16 protein-coding genes are annotated in these 20,951 nt (G+C 31.1%); 12 read left to right on the top strand and 4 right to left on the bottom strand.

What is annotated here, in order from left to right; all coding sequences use genetic code 11:
- Positions 1 to 80 precede the first annotated feature (80 nt).
- Entirely contained in the window at positions 81 to 1,127 is a 1,047-nt protein-coding gene (locus tag BLU40_RS01230) for an endonuclease/exonuclease/phosphatase family protein (RefSeq protein ID WP_090118902.1), read from the top strand.
- Here the strand turns inward: BLU40_RS01230 and recJ are convergent.
- Positions 1,124 to 2,821, bottom strand: a complete 1,698-nt coding sequence (recJ, locus tag BLU40_RS01225; protein ID WP_090118900.1) for a single-stranded-DNA-specific exonuclease RecJ — start codon at positions 2,819 to 2,821, stop codon at positions 1,124 to 1,126. The two genes, BLU40_RS01230 and recJ, sit on opposite strands and share 4 nt — an antisense overlap.
- 38 nt (positions 2,822 to 2,859) lie before the next feature.
- A complete protein-coding gene (locus BLU40_RS01220; protein WP_090118898.1) occupies positions 2,860 to 3,276 on the bottom strand; it encodes an OsmC family protein in 417 nt (138 codons plus the stop codon).
- Between the two features lie 142 nt (positions 3,277 to 3,418).
- On the opposite strand from BLU40_RS01220, the gene BLU40_RS01215 reads away from it, so the two are divergent.
- The 10 genes from BLU40_RS01215 to BLU40_RS01170 all read left to right on the top strand — a co-directional run bounded on the left by BLU40_RS01215 (position 3,419) and on the right by BLU40_RS01170 (position 17,326).
- On the top strand, positions 3,419 to 3,688 hold the full coding sequence (locus tag BLU40_RS01215; RefSeq protein WP_090118896.1) for a hypothetical protein: 270 nt from the start codon (positions 3,419 to 3,421) through the stop codon (positions 3,686 to 3,688).
- A gap of 86 nt (positions 3,689 to 3,774) precedes the next feature.
- Positions 3,775 to 4,353, top strand: a complete 579-nt coding sequence (locus BLU40_RS01210; RefSeq protein ID WP_090118894.1) for a hypothetical protein — start codon at positions 3,775 to 3,777, stop codon at positions 4,351 to 4,353.
- A 10-nt stretch (positions 4,354 to 4,363) separates the two neighbouring features.
- Positions 4,364 to 5,995: a flotillin family protein gene (locus BLU40_RS01205; RefSeq protein WP_090118892.1), complete on the top strand. Its 1,632-nt coding sequence runs from the start codon at positions 4,364 to 4,366 to the stop codon at positions 5,993 to 5,995.
- A 54-nt stretch (positions 5,996 to 6,049) separates the two neighbouring features.
- The gene (locus tag BLU40_RS01200) at positions 6,050 to 6,490 is read left to right on the top strand and encodes a hypothetical protein (RefSeq protein ID WP_090118891.1); all 441 of its coding nucleotides are present in this window, start codon (positions 6,050 to 6,052) and stop codon (positions 6,488 to 6,490) included.
- A gap of 2 nt (positions 6,491 to 6,492) precedes the next feature.
- Positions 6,493 to 6,777, top strand: a complete 285-nt coding sequence (locus BLU40_RS01195; RefSeq protein ID WP_090118889.1) for a hypothetical protein — start codon at positions 6,493 to 6,495, stop codon at positions 6,775 to 6,777.
- 53 nt (positions 6,778 to 6,830) lie between these two features.
- On the top strand, positions 6,831 to 8,117 hold the full coding sequence (locus tag BLU40_RS01190; RefSeq protein ID WP_090118888.1) for a DUF2157 domain-containing protein: 1,287 nt from the start codon (positions 6,831 to 6,833) through the stop codon (positions 8,115 to 8,117).
- Positions 8,107 to 8,688 (top strand): GDYXXLXY domain-containing protein, encoded by a 582-nt coding sequence (locus tag BLU40_RS01185; protein WP_090118886.1) that lies wholly within the window; start codon positions 8,107 to 8,109, stop codon positions 8,686 to 8,688. Before BLU40_RS01190 ends, BLU40_RS01185 begins: the two co-directional genes overlap by 11 nt.
- Positions 8,689 to 8,752: 64 nt before the next feature.
- Positions 8,753 to 12,055: an Ig-like domain-containing protein gene (locus BLU40_RS01180; RefSeq protein ID WP_090118884.1), complete on the top strand. Its 3,303-nt coding sequence runs from the start codon at positions 8,753 to 8,755 to the stop codon at positions 12,053 to 12,055.
- A gap of 81 nt (positions 12,056 to 12,136) precedes the next feature.
- Positions 12,137 to 15,739 carry a T9SS type B sorting domain-containing protein gene (locus BLU40_RS01175; protein WP_090118882.1) on the top strand — a complete coding sequence of 1,201 codons (3,603 nt, stop codon included), beginning with the start codon at positions 12,137 to 12,139 and terminating at the stop codon, positions 15,737 to 15,739.
- 153 nt (positions 15,740 to 15,892) lie between these two features.
- On the top strand, positions 15,893 to 17,326 hold the full coding sequence (locus BLU40_RS01170) for a YiiX/YebB-like N1pC/P60 family cysteine hydrolase (protein WP_090118880.1): 1,434 nt from the start codon (positions 15,893 to 15,895) through the stop codon (positions 17,324 to 17,326).
- Here BLU40_RS01170 and BLU40_RS01165 read toward each other — a convergent pair.
- Entirely contained in the window at positions 17,318 to 18,121 is an 804-nt protein-coding gene (locus BLU40_RS01165) for a Cof-type HAD-IIB family hydrolase (RefSeq protein ID WP_090118877.1), read from the bottom strand. The genes BLU40_RS01170 and BLU40_RS01165 overlap by 9 nt on opposite strands.
- 103 nt (positions 18,122 to 18,224) lie before the next feature.
- Between BLU40_RS01165 and BLU40_RS01160 the strand changes: the two genes are divergently transcribed.
- Positions 18,225 to 19,517 carry a DEAD/DEAH box helicase gene (locus BLU40_RS01160; RefSeq protein WP_090118875.1) on the top strand — a complete coding sequence of 431 codons (1,293 nt, stop codon included), beginning with the start codon at positions 18,225 to 18,227 and terminating at the stop codon, positions 19,515 to 19,517.
- A 77-nt stretch (positions 19,518 to 19,594) separates the two neighbouring features.
- Here BLU40_RS01160 and BLU40_RS01155 read toward each other — a convergent pair whose 3' ends face one another.
- On the bottom strand, positions 19,595 to 20,929 hold the full coding sequence (locus BLU40_RS01155) for a Gfo/Idh/MocA family protein (protein WP_090118873.1): 1,335 nt from the start codon (positions 20,927 to 20,929) through the stop codon (positions 19,595 to 19,597).
- Positions 20,930 to 20,951 lie beyond the last annotated feature (22 nt).

Genomic DNA, 20,951 nt, shown 5'->3' with positions numbered 1-20,951 from the left:
AAACATAATTTACATCACATTATCAAATAACTAGCTCTTTTTCATATTTTTGATGTAGCTTTGAACCCTCAAATTTTAATATGAAAAAAATAACCTTAATACTGATTTTTTTAATCGGTTTTGTCAATAACACATACAGTCAAAAACAATATAAAATTAGAACCATTGCTTTTTATAATTTAGAAAATCTATTTGACACCAAAAACGACACTTTAAAAAATGATGAAGCTAGTCCAATAATGGAAATTAAAACAAATAGAGATTCTATTTATAGCCAAAAACTGAATAATATGGCTAAAGTAATTTCAGAAATTGGTACAAAAGAAGCTAAAAATAGCCCTGCAATTATTGGTGTTGCTGAAGTTGAAAACAGAAAAGTTCTAGAAGATTTAACATCAACATCTTATTTGAAAGAAAAAAAATACGAAATTATTCATTTTGACTCCCCAGATTTAAGAGGAATTGACGTTGCGCTATTATATCAACCAAACTATTTTATTCCAACACATTTTGAAAATTTTGAACTAAAACTTTGGGACGAAAAAGGAATGAGAATTTACACCAGAGACCAATTATTGGTTAGCGGTTATTTAGATAATGAATTGGTTCATATCATAGTAAATCATTGGCCTTCTAGACGTGGAGGAGAGAAAAAAAGCAGGTCTAAAAGAGAAAAAGCAGCTTATTTAAACACTCAAATTATTGAGAAAATTAAATTATCAGATCCAAACCCTAAAATAATAATTATGGGAGATTTAAATGACGACCCTCATAATTCTAGCTTAAAAAAGGTTTTAAAAACTAAAAAGAAAAAAAGAAAAGTAAAAGAAGGAGACCTTTACAACCCATACGAAGATTTATTTAAAAGAGGCCATAACACATTAGTATATAGAGATAATATAAATTTATTTGACCAAATAATATTTACCTCTCCGCTGCTTACAACCAAAAAAGAATATTCTAGCTTTAAAATGTTTAAAGCTGCAGTATATAAACCGCAATATTTAACTACACAAACAGGTAAATATAAAGGCTATCCTTTTAGAAGTTTTTCTAGCGGAAAATTTTTAGGTGGTTACAGCGATCATTACCCTGTTTATATATATTTAATTAAAGAAAAAAATTAAGCTGGTTGCAGATCTTTTAGCATTAATTGTAACGATGTATTTCCATTCCAATGGTTTTCATCAATATTAAAAGCTGCTTTAAAATCTTGCTCTTTTTGAACCAGTTCAAATTTATCTCCCATACTAAAACCAATAGCATTGTATGTTTTTTGGTTTACACCATCAATAATGCTTAGTTTTAAATGTGTTTGGTCTGCACCAACTTTTTTTCCATACCCATTATCTCTTAAACCTGAAGCAGAAAAAACAGGCCTTAAATTTTGAGGTCCAAAAGGCGCTAACTGATTTATTATTCGAAAAAACTTTGGTGTAATTTCAGATAAACTAATTTCAGCATCTATCAAAATTTCTGGTGTTCGTAGCTCTTCTGGCAAAGTTTCCTTTACAACTTCTTCAAATTTAGCTTTAAACTTTGGGTAGTTTTCTTCAGTTAACGTTAAGCCAGCAGCATATTTATGCCCTCCAAATTGCTCAATAAACTCGCTACATTGCTCCAAAGCATTATACACATCAAACCCTTTAACAGATCTTGCAGAAGCGGCTAATTTATCTCCGCTTTTTGTAAAAACTAATGTTGGTTTGTAATAGGTTTCTATTAATCTAGAAGCCACAATACCAATAACACCTTTATGCCAAGTTTCATTATAAACAACAGTCGAAAAGTTTTGCTGTTCATTATTTTTTTCAATTTGTTGTAATGCTTCATGTGTTATGCTTTTATCTAAATCTTTACGCTCGTTATTATTTTTTTCTATTGCTGAAGCAAATTCAACCGCGGTATCAAAATCTACTTCGGTTAATAATTCAACAGCATAATTACCATGCTTTATTCTACCTGCAGCATTAATTCTTGGCGCTATAATAAAAACAACATCAGTTATAGTTAGTTCATCCTTATCTATTTGATGAATCATCGCTTTCATACCATTTCTTGGGTTGGTATTTATAACCTTTAACCCATAATAAGCTAACACTCTATTTTCGCCTGTAATTGGCACAATATCTGCGGCAATTGCCGTAGCAACCAAATCTAAATACGGTAATAAATCATCTATAGTTTCACCTCGTTTACCTGCTAACGCTTGAATTAATTTAAAACCAACTCCACAACCACAAAGCTCTTTATATGGATACTCACAATCTTCACGTTTTGGATCTAAAACCGCAACAGCTTTAGGTATTTCTTTACCTGGCCTATGATGATCGCAAATAATAAAATCGATTCCTTTTTCTTTTGCGTACGCTACTTTTTCAATGGCTTTAATTCCACAATCTAGCGCAACAATTAATGTAATTCCATTGTCTTCAGCAAAATCAATTCCTTTATATGAAACACCATAACCTTCAGCATACCTATCTGGAATATAGGTTGCAACATTTGGGTGAATTGTTTTTAAATATGAAGAAAGTAACGACACCGAAGTAGTACCATCAACATCATAATCTCCATAAACTAAAATGTTTTCATTATTTGAAATTGCCAACTCAATTCGCTCAACAGCTAAGTCCATATCTTTCATTAAATATGGATTGTGTAAATCTGCTAAATCTGGTCTAAAAAAAGCCTTGGCATCATCAAAATTTTGAATTCCACGTTGAACCAACAACTTAGCCAATGTATAATCTATACTTAACTCTTTTGCAAGATTTGAAGTTATTTGAGAATCAGTCTCAGGCTTTAATTTCCAACGCATAGCAATACTTTTTTTTCAAAAGTAAGTATTTTAATTTATTACTCTTCGTAAATAATTTCAGTAGTAACTGTTGCAAATTGTCTAAACATTTCCATAACACCACAATAACGGTCTACAGATAATTTTACAGCTTTTTCAATTTTATCTTTTTTGAAATCACTTCCAAAAAAACGATATGTTACGTGAACTTTATCGTAATACTTAGGATGTTCCTCCGTTAAGCTTGCTTCAACTTCAATTTTAAAATCTTCAACCTCTGCACGCATTTTTTTTAGTAATGAAGAAATATCCATACCTGAACAGCCTGCCAAAGATGTTAACATCATAGCTTTAGGGCGTAAACCCTTACCTTGCCCACCAACTTCTTCTGCAGCATCAATCATTACATTTCCTTCTGGAGCAACAGATTCAAATAACATTTGACCTTTCCAGCTTAGTTCAATTTTATTAGTCATAATAGTAGTTTTATATATAATATTAACAAATGTAAAAGAAATTTAGACGAAAAGGCGTAACATTTTATACAAAAACACAACATATAATTAGAGAATCATTTCTTCTTTCTTAAATTATTAATAATTGCTAAAAATATAAATTATGAATTTTGGAGGTGCAGTTTCAGCTATGGTCACATCAATTAAAAATAATGCTAGACCAAAACGTAAAACCTATTTTGATAGAGATAATAAACCTTCAAAAAAGAAAAAGGAAAGGAATGCTTTATTAGAAAAAAAGGCAACACCACAACAGCTGTTAAAAATTAGACAAACAATAAAACTAGAAAATAAAGAGGCTTTAAAAAAGAACATTATAATTGTAGCTATTGGATTTGTAATTATTATTGGTGGTCTTTTGATATTTAATTAAAGCTAAACGAAAAATTAACGATTAAACAGTCTTATATTTTTCTAATATTTAGTATATTCGATAACTTCTTAAAAAATTGTGAAACTATGTTAGAATTTTTCGACGGAATGTCGACTCTTGAACAAACCTATTGGGGTATTGCGCTTATAGGCTCAGCTATATTTTTTATAATACTTATTTTAACTTTTATTGGCGGTGGAGATGCTGATATGGAAGCTGACGCAACGGAATTTGAAGCTGATGATGGTGGAGTTGGGTTTCAATTTTTTACTTTTAAAGGTTTGGTTGGTTTTTTCACCATTTTTGGCTGGACAGGAGTAACATGTTTAGATGCTGGTTTAACCACAGCAATTACACTGATAATTTCTTTTGTGTCGGGCTTAATAATGATGGTTGTAATTTCATTATTATTCTTTTGGATGCACAAACTAGCAGAATCTGGAACTTTAAAAATGAAAAACGCTGTAGGGGTTATTTGTGAAGTATATTTACCTATTGGACCAAACCGTTCTAAAATGGGTAAAGTTCAAATTAAAGTGCAAGGAAGCTTACGTGAATTAGAAGCAATTACCGACGAAAACGAAGAATTAAAAACTGGCGCTATGGTTAAAGTAACCAAAATTGTAAGTGCAGAAATATTATTAGTACAAAAATTAAACCAATAAAAATTAACCTATGAATTTATTATTATTACCATTACAATCCGGCTCATATGGAGTTTACCTAACAGCTGCTGCTATTTTTATACCAATTGTAATTGTTTTTGCAATGATTAGACGCTATAAGCGTTGTCCTTCAGATAGAATTTTAGTTGTTTACGGAAAAACAGGTGGTGGAAAATCCGCAAAATGTGTACACGGTGGAGCTGCATTTATTTGGCCAATAATACAAGATTATGAGTTTTTAGATTTAACTCCAATGTCTATTGAAGTAAATTTAACAAACGCCTTAAGTAAGCAGAACATTCGTGTAAATGTACCTTCTAGATTTACCATTGGTATTTCAACAGAACCAAGCGTAATGCAAAATGCTGCAGAACGTTTATTAGGTTTAAACCTAGATGCTGTACAAGAATTGGCACAAGAAATTATTTTTGGTCAATTACGTTTGGTAGTTGCATCTATGGATATTGAAGAAATTAACTCAGATAGAGATAAATTTTTATCGCACATTACACACAGTGTTGAAGCCGAATTGAAAAAAGTTGGTTTAAAATTAATCAACGTAAACATTACAGATATACATGATGGATCTGGTTATATTGAAGCTTTAGGAAAAGAAGCTGCTGCAAAAGCTATTAATGAAGCTATTGTTACGGTTGCACAAAAAGATAGAGATGGAGCAATTGGACAAGCAAAAGCAGTTCAAGACCAACGTACACAAGTTGCCGATGCTTTAGCAAAAGCAAAAATTGGTGAAGCTAATGCCAACCAAAACGAACGTGTTCAAGTTGCCGACATGAATGCTACTGCTATGATTGGAGAAGCTAACGCAGACCAAAAAGAACGTATTCAAACAGCTGATGCTGATGCAAAAGCAAAAATTGGTGAAGCTGAAGCCAAACAAGTTGAACGTATTAAAACAGCAATTGCCAACGCTAAGGCTATTGAAGGTGAAAATATTTCTAAAATTGAAATTGCTGAATCTGATGCCTTAAGACGTGAGCGTGAAGCTGAAGCAGCAAAACGAGCAATAGCATCTGAAAAAGTACAAGCTGCAAAAGCATTAGAAGAAGCATATGCTGCTGAAAAATTAGCCGAAGAAGCAAGAGCAAAACGTAAAGAAGCTGAACAATTAGCAGATATTGTTGTACCTGCTCAAATAGACAAACAAAAGGTTGAAATTGATGCTGAAGCTGAAGCTGAACAAATTAGACGTATTGCTAAAGGTGAAGCTGATGCCATTTTCTTAAAAAAAGAAGCTGAAGCAAAAGGTATGTTTGAAATACTAACTAAACAAGCTGAAGGTTTAGATCAAATTGTTAGAGCTGCTGGAGACGATGCTAAAGATGCTGTTAGATTATTAGTTGCTGATAAACTTCCAGAATTAATTAAAATTCAAGCTGAAGCTATTAAAAACATTAAAATTGATAAAGTTACTGTTTGGGAAAACGGCGGAGGAAAAGATGGTAAAACATCTACTTCAAACTTTATTTCTGGAATGTACAAAGCAGTTCCGCCATTACAAGAAATGTTTGATATGGCTGGTATGCAATTACCAGAATATTTAAAAGGTAAAGATGTTGAAGATATAACTTCAGAAGAAGAAACGCCAAAAAAACCTGATTCTAAAGAAAAGAAATCTTAATAGATTAAAAAGGCAATAAGAAATTTCTTATTGCCTTTTTTTAAATATTGCTTTATGAAAAAAAATATACTTTTAATTTTTTTACCGCTATTACTATTTGGTTGTAAAAATGATTGTGAAGGTATAGCCTGCTTTACACCTCCTCCAAATTTTATATTTGAATTAGTTGATAAAACTACTGGCGATAATTTATTTACAAAAGGTGAATTGGACAGCGATACTATAACCGTTCTCAATAAAAATTTCGAATCTGTAAATTTCGAATTTATTAGTGAAAACAATCTTAATGTAATTGAGTTATCAGAAATTGGTTGGAATTTAAACTTAGAACAATACACCATTAAAGTTGGTGAAATAGAATTTGTTGTTACGCTAGAAATGGAAGAAAAACACGAGAACTGTTGCACTTTTTTTAATATACTTCAGTTTGAAGTTTCTAAGTACACGTATCAACAATCAAACTCTTCTGAAATAATTAAAATTTTAATAGAGTAATTATGAGTTTTGGTGCTGGCTCCATACCTGGATATCTTGAAAGGTTACTAAAATCAAAAAATAGAAGAACAAACCATCAAAAAGAATTTAAAGGCGGTAATGATTATTCAAATGTAAAAAGTGTAAAAACTGAATATAACCTCCCCAAAATAAGCAAATACAATCTTGCTGAATTAAAAATAAAATTAAGGTTTGAATCACTTCAGAACAGTAAAAAGCAACAAATTACTTGGGCTTTAGGGTTTGTAGTGCTCTTAATCCTATTCTTAATTTTTAACTTTTATTAAACATTTCTTCAGTAAAAATAAATTAACTTTAGTTGTTCATAAAAATTGTATTAATGAACATTTCAAAAGATCTTAAAGAACTTATTGATGCTAATGTAATTTCAACAGAAATTGCTGGCAAAATTGATTCTTATTACAAAAGCAAAGAAAGTACTTCAACCAATAAATTATTTATAGTTTTTGGTGTTTTAGGCGCTTTATTAGTTGGACTTGGTATTATTTTAATTTTAGCTCATAATTGGGATAACCTTCCTAAATTAATTAAAACAACTTTAGCTTTTATTCCTTTACTAATTGGACAATTACTTTGTGGTTTTACCCTATTAAAAAAAAGCAAAAATGTTGCTTGGCGAGAAAGTTCAGCTGTATTTTTATTTTTTGCTGTGGGTTCTAGTATTTCACTAGTAAGCCAAATTTATAATATAGATGGTGATATTGCTTCTTTTACAATTACTTGGATGCTCTTATGTTTGCCATTGGTTTACTTACTTAAATCTTCAGTTGTATCACTTTTATACATTATTGGTATTACCTTTTATGCCGGAAAGGTTGGTTATTGGTCATACCCTAGAGCTGAATCGTACACTTATTGGTTATTGTTACTTTTAGTTATGCCACATTACTACCTTCTGTTTAAAAACAAACCAAAAAGTAACTTTTTTATTGTCCATAACTGGTTTATTCCATTATCTATTCTTTACGCCTTAGGCACAATAGCCAATAATTATGAAGAAATAATGTTTGTTGCATATTTATCTCTTTTAGGCATCTATTATTTAGTAGGAAATTCGAATTTCTGCAACAATCAAAAACTACGAAATAATAGTTATTTAATAATAGGATCGTTAGGTACAATTGGTATGCTACTATCTTTAAGTTTTAGTTGGTATTGGGAAGATTTATTAGACATTGAATTTACATTTAACACCATAAATAACTTTGCTGAAGTAATTGCTACAAGCGTTTTATTTATAACTGCGTTAGTATTGTTAATTAAACAATTTCAAAAAAAATCCATTAAACAATCTACACTAATAGAAGCTGCATTTTTACTGTTTACAATTTCCTTTTTTATTGGGCTAAAATTGTTTTTACCTATAATTTTTATAAACCTTCTTATTTTCTTAATAGGAATATTAACTATTAGAAAGGGCGAACAAAAAAATCATTTAGGCATTCTAAACTATGGCTTATTAATAATAACTACGCTTGTTGTTTGTCGTTTTTTTGATACCGATTTAAGCTTTGTGTTAAGAGGCTTGTTATTTGTTTCGGTAGGTGTTGGTTTTTTTATTACTAACTATTGGATGCTAAAAAAAAGAAATAAAAATGAAAAGTAAAATAATCATATTCAGTTTATTTTTAATTGTTGCGGTAGCTCAATTGTTTGTTCCTTTTAAAATGATTTCTAATCAAGAAGACGTTTTAAAAACTGGTGTAGCTTTCAAGTTTAAAACCGAGCCGTTAGATCCGTCAGACCCTTTTAGGGGAAAATATATACGGCTAAATTTTGAAGAAGATAAATTTAGTATTCAAAATAAAGATAATTGGACTAGAAATGAAGAGGTTTATGTAGTTGTAAAAAACGACGAAAATGGCTTTGCATCTATTAAAAATATTGTAAAAGAAAAACCTTTAAATACAACTAATTTTATAACTGCTAAAGTAAAATACATTCACTCTTATAAAGAGAATAAAAACATTACTATTGAATACCCTTTTGAACGGTTTTACATGGACGAATTTAAAGCAAAACCTGCTGAAGACGCTCACCAAGAATCTTTCAAAAAAGAAAACAATACCACCTACGCATTGGTTTACTTAAAAAATGGAGAATCTGTTTTAAGCGATGTACTAATTAATAATGAATCTATAAAAGACATAGTTTCTAAAAGAAAAATGACTAAATAAAAAGAAAAATTAAAACGCTAATTTCAATTTCACTACTTTTATAGTTGAATTAATAATTTGGCTCATGTCTTTTAAATTTAAGCTTCAATTTTTAGTAGCAATTCATTTGTTTTTTTACACTTTCATATACTCCAACCAACCACCAGTATTAACTGCTAGTGGAAATCAAGTATATTGCCCACAAACGCAAATGAACATTGTAACCGATTTTAATATTACTGACCCAGATGATAATGAAACAGAAGCAATTTTTATTCAAATTTCTACAGGCTATATTAATGGTGAAGACACTTTAACTTTACAAGGCACACATCCAAACATTTCAACAGCTTGGAATGCTCTTGAAGGAAAATTAACTTTAAAAAGTTCAACTACAGGAGATGTTTTATACACCGATTTAATTAACGCAGTTAAAAATGTAGTTTTTGAAAGTAGCTCACCAAACCCTAGTGCAGATAAATCTTTTTCAATTACAATTGGAGATGCAAACTACCTTCCTTCAACAGATCATTATTACGAGTATGTTCCTTCTTTAGGTATAACTTGGACCAATGCAAAAGCTGAAGCTGAAACAAGAACATATTTTGGACTTAAAGGTTATTTAGCTACTATTACTTCTGCGGAAGAAGCTCAACTATCTGGAGAGCAAGCTGCAGGTGCAGGTTGGATTGGAGGTACCGACGAAGAAACTGAAGGCGTTTGGAAATGGGCTACCGGACCAGAAACTGGAACTGTTTTTTGGAATGGAGGAGTTGGCGGTAGCACACCAAATTTTGCTTTTTGGAACACTGATGAACCTAACCAGCAAGGAAATGAAGATTACACACACGTTACAGCTCCAGGAATTGGTATAAATGGATCTTGGAACGATTTAAGCAACACTGGTCAAACCTCTGGAGATTACCAACCCAAAGGTTACATTGTAGAATACGGTGGAACCACAGGAGATCCTGTATTAAATATTTCTGCAAGTACAACTCTTTTAATGAACGACGTTTTAAGCACTTCAGAAAACAACACTTGCGATTCTGGGATTATAAGTCTTTCTGCAACTGCTAAATATGGAGATATTGCTTGGTTCGATTCACTTACAAACCCTATTCCAATTTATACAGGAACAAATTTTAACACACCCAATTTAACAGCAACAACAACTTATTATGTAGTTGCCTCTATAAATGGTTGTTTAAACGGAACCAGAACAGCAATTACGGCAACAGTATATTCTACACCAACAATAACCTCAACTACAGACACAATAATTTGCGAATCTGGAACTGGCGTTTTAAATGCTGTTTCCTCTTCTGGTACAATTAATTGGTACGATGCTAATATTGGAGGAAATTTAGTAGGTAATGGAAATACTTTTAACACCCCAAACCTAACAACTACAACTAATTATTTTGTCGAAGCTACTGAAAATGGCTGCACAACAACTTCGCGAACTCAAGTAACAGCAACAGTTCAAAATACAACTGCGCCAACAGGAAATGCTTCACAATCTTTTTGTGATATTGAAAATGCAACAATTGCAAACCTTACAACAACTGGAACAGCTATTTTATGGTACTCAAGTCAAACTAGCAATACACCCTTAAATAGTACTGATGTTTTAGTTAATGGTACCACTTATTATGCTACACAAACTGTAAACACTTGCGAAAGCACAAATAGATTAGCTGTAAATGTTACCATTTTTAATACAGTTAACACTCTTGCTAACTCTCAAATACCTATTTTACAAACTTGCGATAACAATACAGATGGAGATGATACTAATGGATATAGCGAATTTGATTTAACTTTAAATGAAAACACTTTACTTAATGGCGAATCAATTTCAGAGTTTGAAATTCATTATTATTCTGACGCCAGTTATAGCCCCACTTCAGAAATAACAAATATTACAACTTTTACAAATACTGTTGCAAACTCACAAACCATATTTGTTCGAATTGAAAACAAATTAGATACAACCTGTTACTCAGATACTTCTTTTACTATTGAAGTAACACCGCTACCTTCAATTATTAATGCAGCAGCATTAAAAAATTGCGATGAAGATGGTATACCTGACGGATTTACCAACTATAATTTAAATGAAGCAACACCACTTATTACAAACGGGGATACAAACCTTTCTGTTAGTTACTATTTAACAGTTTTAGATGCACAACAAAACAACAATGCAATAAACCCGGTACCATTCAATAATTCAGCAACTATAACACCAAATACTGTTTATGCTCGCATTGAAAATAGTTTTGGTTGTTTTAGAACTGCAACTATAACATTACAAGTTTCAACAACTTCGTTTCCTGCAGGCTATTCTCACGCTCCATTAGAAGCTTGCGATAATGATGACATAAATGATGGAATTGCCTCTTTTGATTTAACACAAGTATCTAACGATTTTATCAATTTATTTCCTTCAACAGGACAAACACTCTCAGTACATTACTATAGAAATTTAACTGATGCTGAATTAGAACAAAACGAAATACTACCACAAAACGACTATAGAAACGAAACACCAAATTCGCAATCTCTTTTTGTAAGAGTAGAAAGCGAACTTAATGAAGAGTGTTTTGGAATAGGCGAATATTTAACTTTAAATGTACAATCTCGCCCAAATTTTGAAGTAGAACCAGCGCAAATACTTTGCAAAAATTTACTACCAAAAACATTAACAACTTTTAATGCAGATGGTAATTATCATTACCAATGGTTTACTAATGGTGTTCAAATTGGAACCGGTAAGTTTCAAGAAATTTATGAAGGTGGTGAATACACTGTTACTGCAACATCTTCGGCTGGATGCATTTCTTTTGAAAAAACTATTGAAGTTACAGAATCTAATATTGCTAGCATAACATTAGATGATATTTTAACTATAGAAGACACTACCAACAGTATTTCTATTGCTACTGAAAATTTAGGTATTGGAAATTACGAATTTTCTTTAGACAATATAAACGGGCCATATCAAAGCGAACCAATATTTAACAATGTTGCTCCTGGTATTAGAACTATTTTTATAAAAGACCAAAATAACTGCGGAATTGAAGCGATTGATGTTTCTATAATTGGGTACCCTAAATTTTTCACTCCAAATAACGATGGTTATAACGATACTTGGAAAATTATTGGAGCTACTAGCGAATTCTATAGGTCTTCAACTGTACAAATATTTGATAGATTTGGAAAACTAATAACTCAGTTTAATACTTTAAACGAATCTGGTTGGGACGGTACTTATATCAAACAAAACCTTCCTTCTAGCGATTATTGGTTTAAAGCAACACTTATAAATCACGAAGGTGCTATTATAGAAAAAATAGGGCATTTTAGCCTTTTAAAAAGATAACACCGCGCTTTTATAAAACTATTTAAATTTTATTACTTTTACGCTTTTACAACTTTTACCTAGCGATCATAAATTACAACTATGAAAAAATTTATATTACTACTTGGTGTTTTACTTCTAAGTAATACTATTAGTTCTCAAATTTTAGAAATTAATAATTCTGCGAGCGCAGAATCTTCTTATACACCACAACAATTAGTAGAAGATATTTTAATTTCTGGAGCTTGTGCTCAAGTAGATAATTTTACCTCTGTTGTAAGTGGAGCGCCTACAGACACAAACACTAAAAGTTATGGTTACTTTAAAAAACCAGCAGGTAGTTCTTTTCCTTTTGAAGAAGGAATTATTTTAACATGTGGAAGAGCTTTTCCTGCCGGAAATGCGACAAGCACAACAACTGTTGACTTTGCAAACGGAACCGCAGGAGATGCAGATTTAGAAACTGCACTTGGCCAAACCAATACAAATGATGCTACTTATATTAAATTCGATTTTACACCAACTTCATCAACCATTAGTTTTAGATATTTAATGGCTTCTGAAGAATATAATGGTAATTTTGAATGTACTTATGCAGATGCTTTTGCCTTTTTATTAAGACCTGTAGGTACAACAACCTATACCAACCTTGCTGTAGTACCATCAACAACAACACCAGTAAGTACTACAACCATTCACCCAGATGTTGCTGGTGTTTGCCCAGCCATAAATGAAGCTTATTTTGAAGGCTATAATTTGGGAGATACAAATTACGGTGGAAGAACAAAGGTTTTCATAGCGAGCGCTACTGTTGTTCCTAATCAAAAATATGAAATTAAACTTGTTATTGCAGATCAAGGAGACTCATCATTAGATACTGCAGTTTTTTTAGAAGCTGGTAGTTTTCTATTAGATGCAGACCTAGGTGCTCCAAAATTAACTTCAACAAACAATGCCGCTTGTGGCGGTTCAATTTTATTAGATGCATCTATAGTTGCCACTTCATACAAATGGTTTAAAGATGGTGTTCTAATTCCTGGCGAAACAAGTCAAACGTATAATGCCAATTTAGGAGATGGTTTATATAAAGTTGAGGCAACTCTAGCTGTTGGCTGTGTGGCAGATGATGAAATTGATGTAGAGTTTACATCACAACCTACAGCAACCACACCAACAAATATTATACAATGTGATGATAATGGTGACGGTTTAATGTATTTCGATTTTACTACAAAAGATACAGAAATAGAAAATGGTCAAACAGATGTTAATACAACCTACTATACATCTCAAGCTAATGCCGATGCTAGAACTGGAGCTTTAACAAGCCCCTACGAATCTGGAAACGCAACTATTTATGCTCGTGTAGAAAACAATGCAAGTACCAACTGTTATGCAACAACTTCTTTTACTATTGAAGTTATAGACGAACCTTCTCCATTAGATGCAGCTAGTATTTTACCTATTGAAATGTGCGACAACACCTCTTTTGGAACTGATATTGACGGATTTATTACTGAAGATTTAACTACAAAAGACACAGAAATTTTAAATGGTCAATCTGCTGCTAATTTTAACGTAGACTATTATACCGATGCTTCATATAACATAGCAAGTTTAGTTACAACACCAACAGCATTTACAAATACAATTGCTGGCGGACAAACTATTTATGTACGTGTTTCAAACAAAATTAACAGTTTATGCTACAAAGATACTTCGTTTATTTTTACAGTTTTTTCATATCCAACAGTTAATCCAATTGTGGATTTAACACAATGTGATAATGATACCGATAGCTTTTCTTTATTTAACTTAACAGAAGCTAATATTTTAATTTCTTCAGGTACAGGAGAAACATTCACTTATTATTTAACTGAAGCAGAAGCAATAACCGGACTAGTTGCAGACCAAATTACAAACTTTACAAACTACCAAAACCCAACACCAATAAACAGTTTTGTTTATGCTCGTATTGAAAATGTAAATGGTTGTTTTAGAACTGCTAGAATAAACTTAATTGTAGGAGTATCGCAAATACCTTCAACATTTAATAATTTAGAATATGCTGTATGTGATGATGAGTTAGTTGATGGAGACAAAAGAAACGGAATAGCAAGTTTTGATTTTAGCGATGCTGAACAAACTATTGAAAACTTATTTCCTTCGCAAAATGTTAAAGTTACCTTCTACAATAATGAAGCTGATGCTTTAGCAGAATTAAATGCAATTCCAGATATTAGTAACCATAGAAATGAAGGATATCCAAACACTCAAAATATTTATGTTAGGGTAGACAGTGAAGTAGTAAACTCTTGTGAAGGTTTTGGACATTATATAACTTTAACTGTTGAAGAAATTCCAGTTGCGAACCCTGTAACTTTTGCAAGACAGTGTGATGATGTTCCTACAGACACCGAACTATCTTCTGAATTTGACACTAGTAATTTAGAAGCTGATGTTTTACTTGGTCAAACAAATGCAAATGTTACCTATTTTGCTGCTGACGGCTCTCCTCTAACAGATATTAATGGAAACGCAATTACAAGTCCTTTTCCTGCTGCATTTAGAACATTATCACAAATAATAACAGCACGTGTTACAAACAACACAACCAATGTTGCTAGTGGAAATGCATGTTACGAAGAAACAACTATTGAATTTATAGTAGATATTACTCCTGTAGCTAACCCTGTTATAATTGCACCTGCCTGTGATGATGGTATTAGCGATGTTGATGGATTACACGAATTTGATACATCAAACATTGAATCAACATTACTAGGCACACAAACTGGTATGACAGTTACTTATACCGACGAAAGTGGAGCTGCACTACCTAGTCCATTACCAAATCCGTTTAATACTAGTACACAAACAATAACAGTTCAAATAGAAAACCCAACAAATACAACTTGTATAGCAACAACAACCATAGATTTTATTGTAAATCCTTTACCAGATTTTGAAGTAACTTCTCCTCAAATAATTTGTTTAAACAATCCTGTAACTACGTTATCTATAGATTCTGAGTTAGAAGCTTATTCATATAATTGGCAAGATGAAAACGGGAATACAATAGCAACAAACTCGGCTTATGTAGATGTATTTACTAGTGGTTTATACACAGTAACAGCAACCAATACAATTACAAATTGTACTAGAGATTTAGAAATTCAAGTAAACGATTCTAATATTGCAAGTATTACCAAAAATGATATTACAATTGTTGATGATTCCGAGAACAATACAATTACAATTGATCCAACAAATTTAGGTATTGGAGATTATGAATTTTCGTTAAACGACCCTGATTTTGGTTATCAAGATGATCCGTTTTTTGATTATGTTGAAGCTGGAATTCACACTATTTATGCAAGAGACAAAAACGCTTGCGGAATAACTCCTTTTGAAGTAGCAGTTTTAGGGTTTCCAAAATTCTTTACTCCAAATAATGATGGATATAATGATTCTTGGAAAATTTTAGGTGCAACCGACCAGTTTTATGCTTCTTCATTAATTTACATTTTTGATAGATTTGGAAAACTTATAGCACAATTCAACACCTTAAATAATTCTGGATGGAACGGTGTATACAACGGAAGTCTACTTACCTCTAGCGATTATTGGTTTAAAGTTCAATTAACCGATAAAGAAGGAAATGTTAGAGAACGAAGCGGGCATTTTAGCTTAATTAGAAATTAACTAAAGTTCAATTAGAATAATACTTTAATTTAGGGATATAATATTATATCTACGCAGTAATATATATGTAACAAATAGTAAGTATTAATTCGCTGCAAAAAAGTATATTTATATAGGTAAAATACAATTAACAATAATAAATATACTTTTTAAATGAGTCGAGTATTAATGGTCTTATTATTTATACTATTAGTAAATAGTACGTTTGGTCAGCCAAATGAAAAAATGCTCGATGAAATAAGTATTACCTATAAAAATTATTCGAACTTAATAGAGAACCATTACAATTATCAAGTAGAATTGATAAACGAAATTGATTATTTTAATAAAATTGAACACAAAAATTATGTTTTAAAAGGTTTAGATTTAAAACAAATAAACTCTAAGTTTTCTAAAATAATAAACCTACTTCAGCAATCAATTACTTTTAATAACAAAAAAAACTCTTCACAAAAAAAAAATGGTCCAAATAAATTAAGTTTAAATGAAAAGATAATGCTTGACTTAATATTTATTCATTTAAGAATTAAAGCATTTGAAACTTATACGCTTCAGCAAAAAATGTTTAAAAAAAACATAAAAATTGCCAACCTATTAAATGAAGAAAACAGGATTTACAATAGAAAAAAAAACTCATTCAAAAACATATCTAAAATAATAATTTCAAATAAATACAGAAAGTCTATTATTAAAAATTGGTTATTTGTTAGCTCGTATGACAGCATAATTTTAAACAATAAAATAAATAATTACTTATTCAAAAAAATAACATCAACTAAATATTTCCAAGAATATTTAAAAACATCAGAACATATTAAAATTTCAAAAAAACGTTATACCTATTTAATTAAACAAAAAAGGGCTTTTAATACAAAAAGAGGTTTTACTAATTTTATAAATTCATTAGTTTTTGGGTGTTCTAAAATAATTGGAAATACAGCAGGTATAATTGCTACAAGAAAAGGAAAGCTACTAAATAAAAAACAATTTAGTAACGCTATAAAAACAAAATCTAAACCCTTGGATGTGTTTTTAGAAAAAACTCCTTTTAGATTAACCGATAAATTTATACCTGGTTATTGGGGGCATGCAGCCATTTATATAGGCAATGAAAACCAACTAAAAGAATTAGGTGTATGGGAAAACCCACTAGTAAAAAAGTATCATCAAACTATTAAAAATGGTGCTTGTATAATAGAAGCTTTAAGAAGCGATGTTGCGCTTCATGAATTTAAAAAATTCACCAATATTGATGATTTTGCTCATCTTAGATTAAAGAATAAAATTCCTTTAGCAAAAAAAAGAGAAATGCTTATTAGAGCTTTTGCACAAATTGGAAAAAAATATGACTTTAGATTTGATATTGAATCAAGTAAAAAAATTGTTTGCACCGAATTGCACTATATGATATTTGATGAAGTGAAATTTAATACAACTAAAAATTTTGGAAGATATACACTTTCTGCAGACAAAATTGCTGAACAAGCCTTAAAAAACAAGCCTTTTAAACTAATTAATTTATACATTAATGGTGTAGAGGTTACCCCAAATAAAAGGCAAACTATTTATAAAAGACTATTAAAATAACTCTTTAATAACTTTAGCAACTCCATCATTTTTATTAGTATCAGTTACTTTGTTTGCTACAGCTAAAACTTCATTATTAGCGTTAGATACTGCTACACCTAAACCAACAGCTTTAAGCATTTCAATATCGTTATAATTATCTCCAAAAGCCATTACATTTTCCATTTCTAGGTGTGGGTAATTTTGTTCAAGTAACATTTCAATGGCTGTCTTTTTTGAAATAGCACTATGAGAAATTTCAATATAAGTAGGCTTAGACCTGTACAGCATAATTTCATCTGAAAACTCTTTTTCTAATGAATTATACAACACTTCAATCTCTTCTTCTTCACCCATACACATAATTTTATGAGCGCCTTTTTCTTCATTCTTCCATTTAGTTAAAACTTCTTTGTTTGAAAGAACTTCTGGAGTTACTTTAGTATTGTTTTGTTCTCTTTTAGCCCAATAATCCATAGAAGGCACATACCATTCATCATTATGATATAAACTTAAATGAATTGAAGTTCCTTCACATTTTTCAATTGTATTTTCTAAAACAGAATTACATATTACTGTAGAATGTAATACTTTATCATTATCTAACACTAAACCACCATTATAAGCAATTAATGGTGTTGAAGTATTTTTAAACTCTTGCTGCAAATGACGCATTGCCGCAGGCATTCTAGATGAAATTAATACAAAAGGAATAGGAGCTATTCGTTGTACTTCTTTTATTGTCATTTCCGATAATTCTCGATCTTTATTCAACAGGGTTCCATCAATATCTGTACAAACTATTTTATAACTCATTTTGCGTGTTTTTAGCGAATGGCAAAGATAAAAAAAGCACTCCAATTAATTAAATTAGTATATCAAAACAATTCAACTACCTTTGTCCACTTATAAAAGATACATGACATTTAAAGATTTAGGGATTATAGAGCCTATTTTAAAAGCTCTTAATGACGCAGGATATACAAACCCAACACCAATTCAAGAACAAGCTATACCAATACTTTTAAACAGAGAAGATTTATTAGGTTGTGCGCAAACTGGTACCGGAAAAACGGCTGCTTTTACTATTCCAATTATTCAACATTTATACAATAGCAAACAAGACCAAAAAGGTAGACGAAAAATTAAAGCATTAATAATTACACCTACTAGAGAGTTAGCTATTCAAATTAACGACAATATTACTGCCTACGGAAGATTTACAGGCTTAAGAAATACTGTAATTTTTGGAGGTGTTAAACAAGGTAGTCAAACAAACGAATTAAAAAGAGGAACTGATATTTTAGTTGCCACTCCTGGACGTTTACTAGATTTAATTTCGCAAGGTTTTATTACCCTAAAAGATATTAAATACTTTGTTTTAGATGAAGCCGATCAAATGCTAGACATGGGCTTTATTCACGATATTAAAAAAGTGATTGCCAAACTACCATTTAAAAGACAATCGTTGTTTTTTTCAGCAACTATGCCAGTTTCAATAGTTAAACTGTCTAGTTCTATTTTAGGCAACTACAAAAAGGTTACTATAAAACCGAAACAAGCGACTGCAGAAAAAGTTGATCAAGCTATTTATTTTGTTAGTAAACCAAATAAGTTAAAACTGTTAACGCATATATTAGAAGCTAATGAGAATTCTTCTGTATTAGTGTTTTCTAGAACCAAACACGGCTCAGATAAAATTGTTCGTCAATTAGGTAAAGCTGGAATTAAATCTGCGGCTATACACGGAAACAAATCTCAAAACGCTAGACAACGTGCTTTAAAAAGCTTCAAAAAAGGAGAATTAAATGTACTTATTGCAACAGATATTGCTGCACGTGGTATTGATGTTAGTGATTTATCGTTAGTAATAAACTACGATTTACCAAATATACCTGAAACTTACGTACACCGAATTGGTAGAACTGGACGTGCAGAAGCTAGCGGAATTGCACTTTCGTTTTGTAATACTGAAGAAAAGGAATATTTAAAAGATATTCAGAAATTAATAAACCAACAAATACCTGTTATTGAAGAGCATCCTTTTCCTTTAGATGAAAATGAAGAAGTTGTTGTTGCTCCAAAACAAACTAAAAACCAGCGTAAAAAATCTGCTCGACGAAAAAACTCGAATCAAAAACCAAAAGAAAGTGGAGCTGCAAGCGCTAACAAACCTAAAAAAAGAAGGTATTATTCTGGTAGAAGAAAATAGACAAAAAAACTCTCAATTTATTTCCGCAATGAACTAAATTGAGAGTCTAAGTATATTAACTTTTATAAATTCAACTACTAAATAACAATTGTTTTTCCTGGTGTTGGCACAGGATAATTACCTAAAGTATCTGGTAATACTGGTGGCGTAGAATTCATACTTGTTCCATCTGTATAATCAAATAATGTAACTTTAGATTCTATTGCTTTATCCCATTTCATTTCTTTACCAGACCAACCAGACATTCTACCAAAAGCACCTGTCATAGAAGATTCTGCAGCATAAAATGCATCGTTAAAATATTTTTTATTGTGATAAATACTTTCCATTAATACTTTTTGAACAGTATCGTGTGCTCCGTGAAATCTACCGTGCTCTTTACTACTAGCAGAAAAAATTTCTTTTCCTTTATGGTTGTAAATTTTTGCTCCGCCTGCAATTACACATTTTCCTTTTGTTCCATAAAAATACTCTCCATTTTTATTTTTACAATTAGGTATATTTCTACTGTAACTATGTACAGAAACATCATTTTTGTATTTAAAATTAGATATTAAACTATCAAAACCACCTAAAGAACCTGAAAAGTTTTTATCTGGAGATTTACCTCCCATTGCTAAAACAGATTGTGGATGAGATTCTTGCAATACCCAATTTACAATATCAATATTATGTACGTGGTATTCTTCAACATTTCCACCACTAACCCAAGCAAATGATCTCCAATGTCTATTTTGAAACTCCATTTCTGTCCAATGCTCTTTTCTAGGTCTAGATAAATCACCAATTGGTCCACCCATCCAATAACACTCTGCAGATAAAATATCTCCAATAGCCCCGTTATGAATTTCATTAACTACAGCTTGGTAACCCGTAGAATATCTTCTCTGTAAACCACCAGCCACATATAAATTATTTTGCTTAGCCAAAGAAGCTGCCGCAATAATTTGCTTAAATCCAACAGAATCTACACAAACAGGTTTTTCAATAAATACGTGTTTTCCTTGCTTAATTGCTTCTGCAAAAATAGTAGGCTTAAAGGCAGCTGGAGTTGTAATAAACACAACATCTGCCAATGCAATAGCATCTTTATAACCTTGAAAACCTGTAAATTTGGTTTCTTCAGTAACCTTAATTCTACTTTTATCTTTTACGTTATTTAATAAAACTTTTTCTTTGCCATCCATTTTATCTTTAAACAAATCGGCCATAGCTACAAGCTCTGTTGGTATATCTAAATCTAACGCTGCTTTTACAGCTCTTGCACCTCTACCTCCACAACCAATGTATGCTATTTTTAAAGCGCCTACTGAATTATTGTGAAAGCCTAATCCATTAGCTAAAACTCCAGATGAAGTAATGATTCCTGCTCCAGCCAAAGCTGAATTTCGTATAAAATCTCTTCTTTCCATTATATATATTTTATTAAATTTT

Origin of the sequence: Lutibacter oricola (assembly GCF_900106565.1) — a bacterium.
GTDB lineage: Bacteria > Bacteroidota > Bacteroidia > Flavobacteriales > Flavobacteriaceae > Lutibacter > Lutibacter oricola.
The sequence above is the reverse complement of the archived record's forward strand: the minus strand, read 5'-3'. Positions and strand labels throughout refer to the sequence as shown.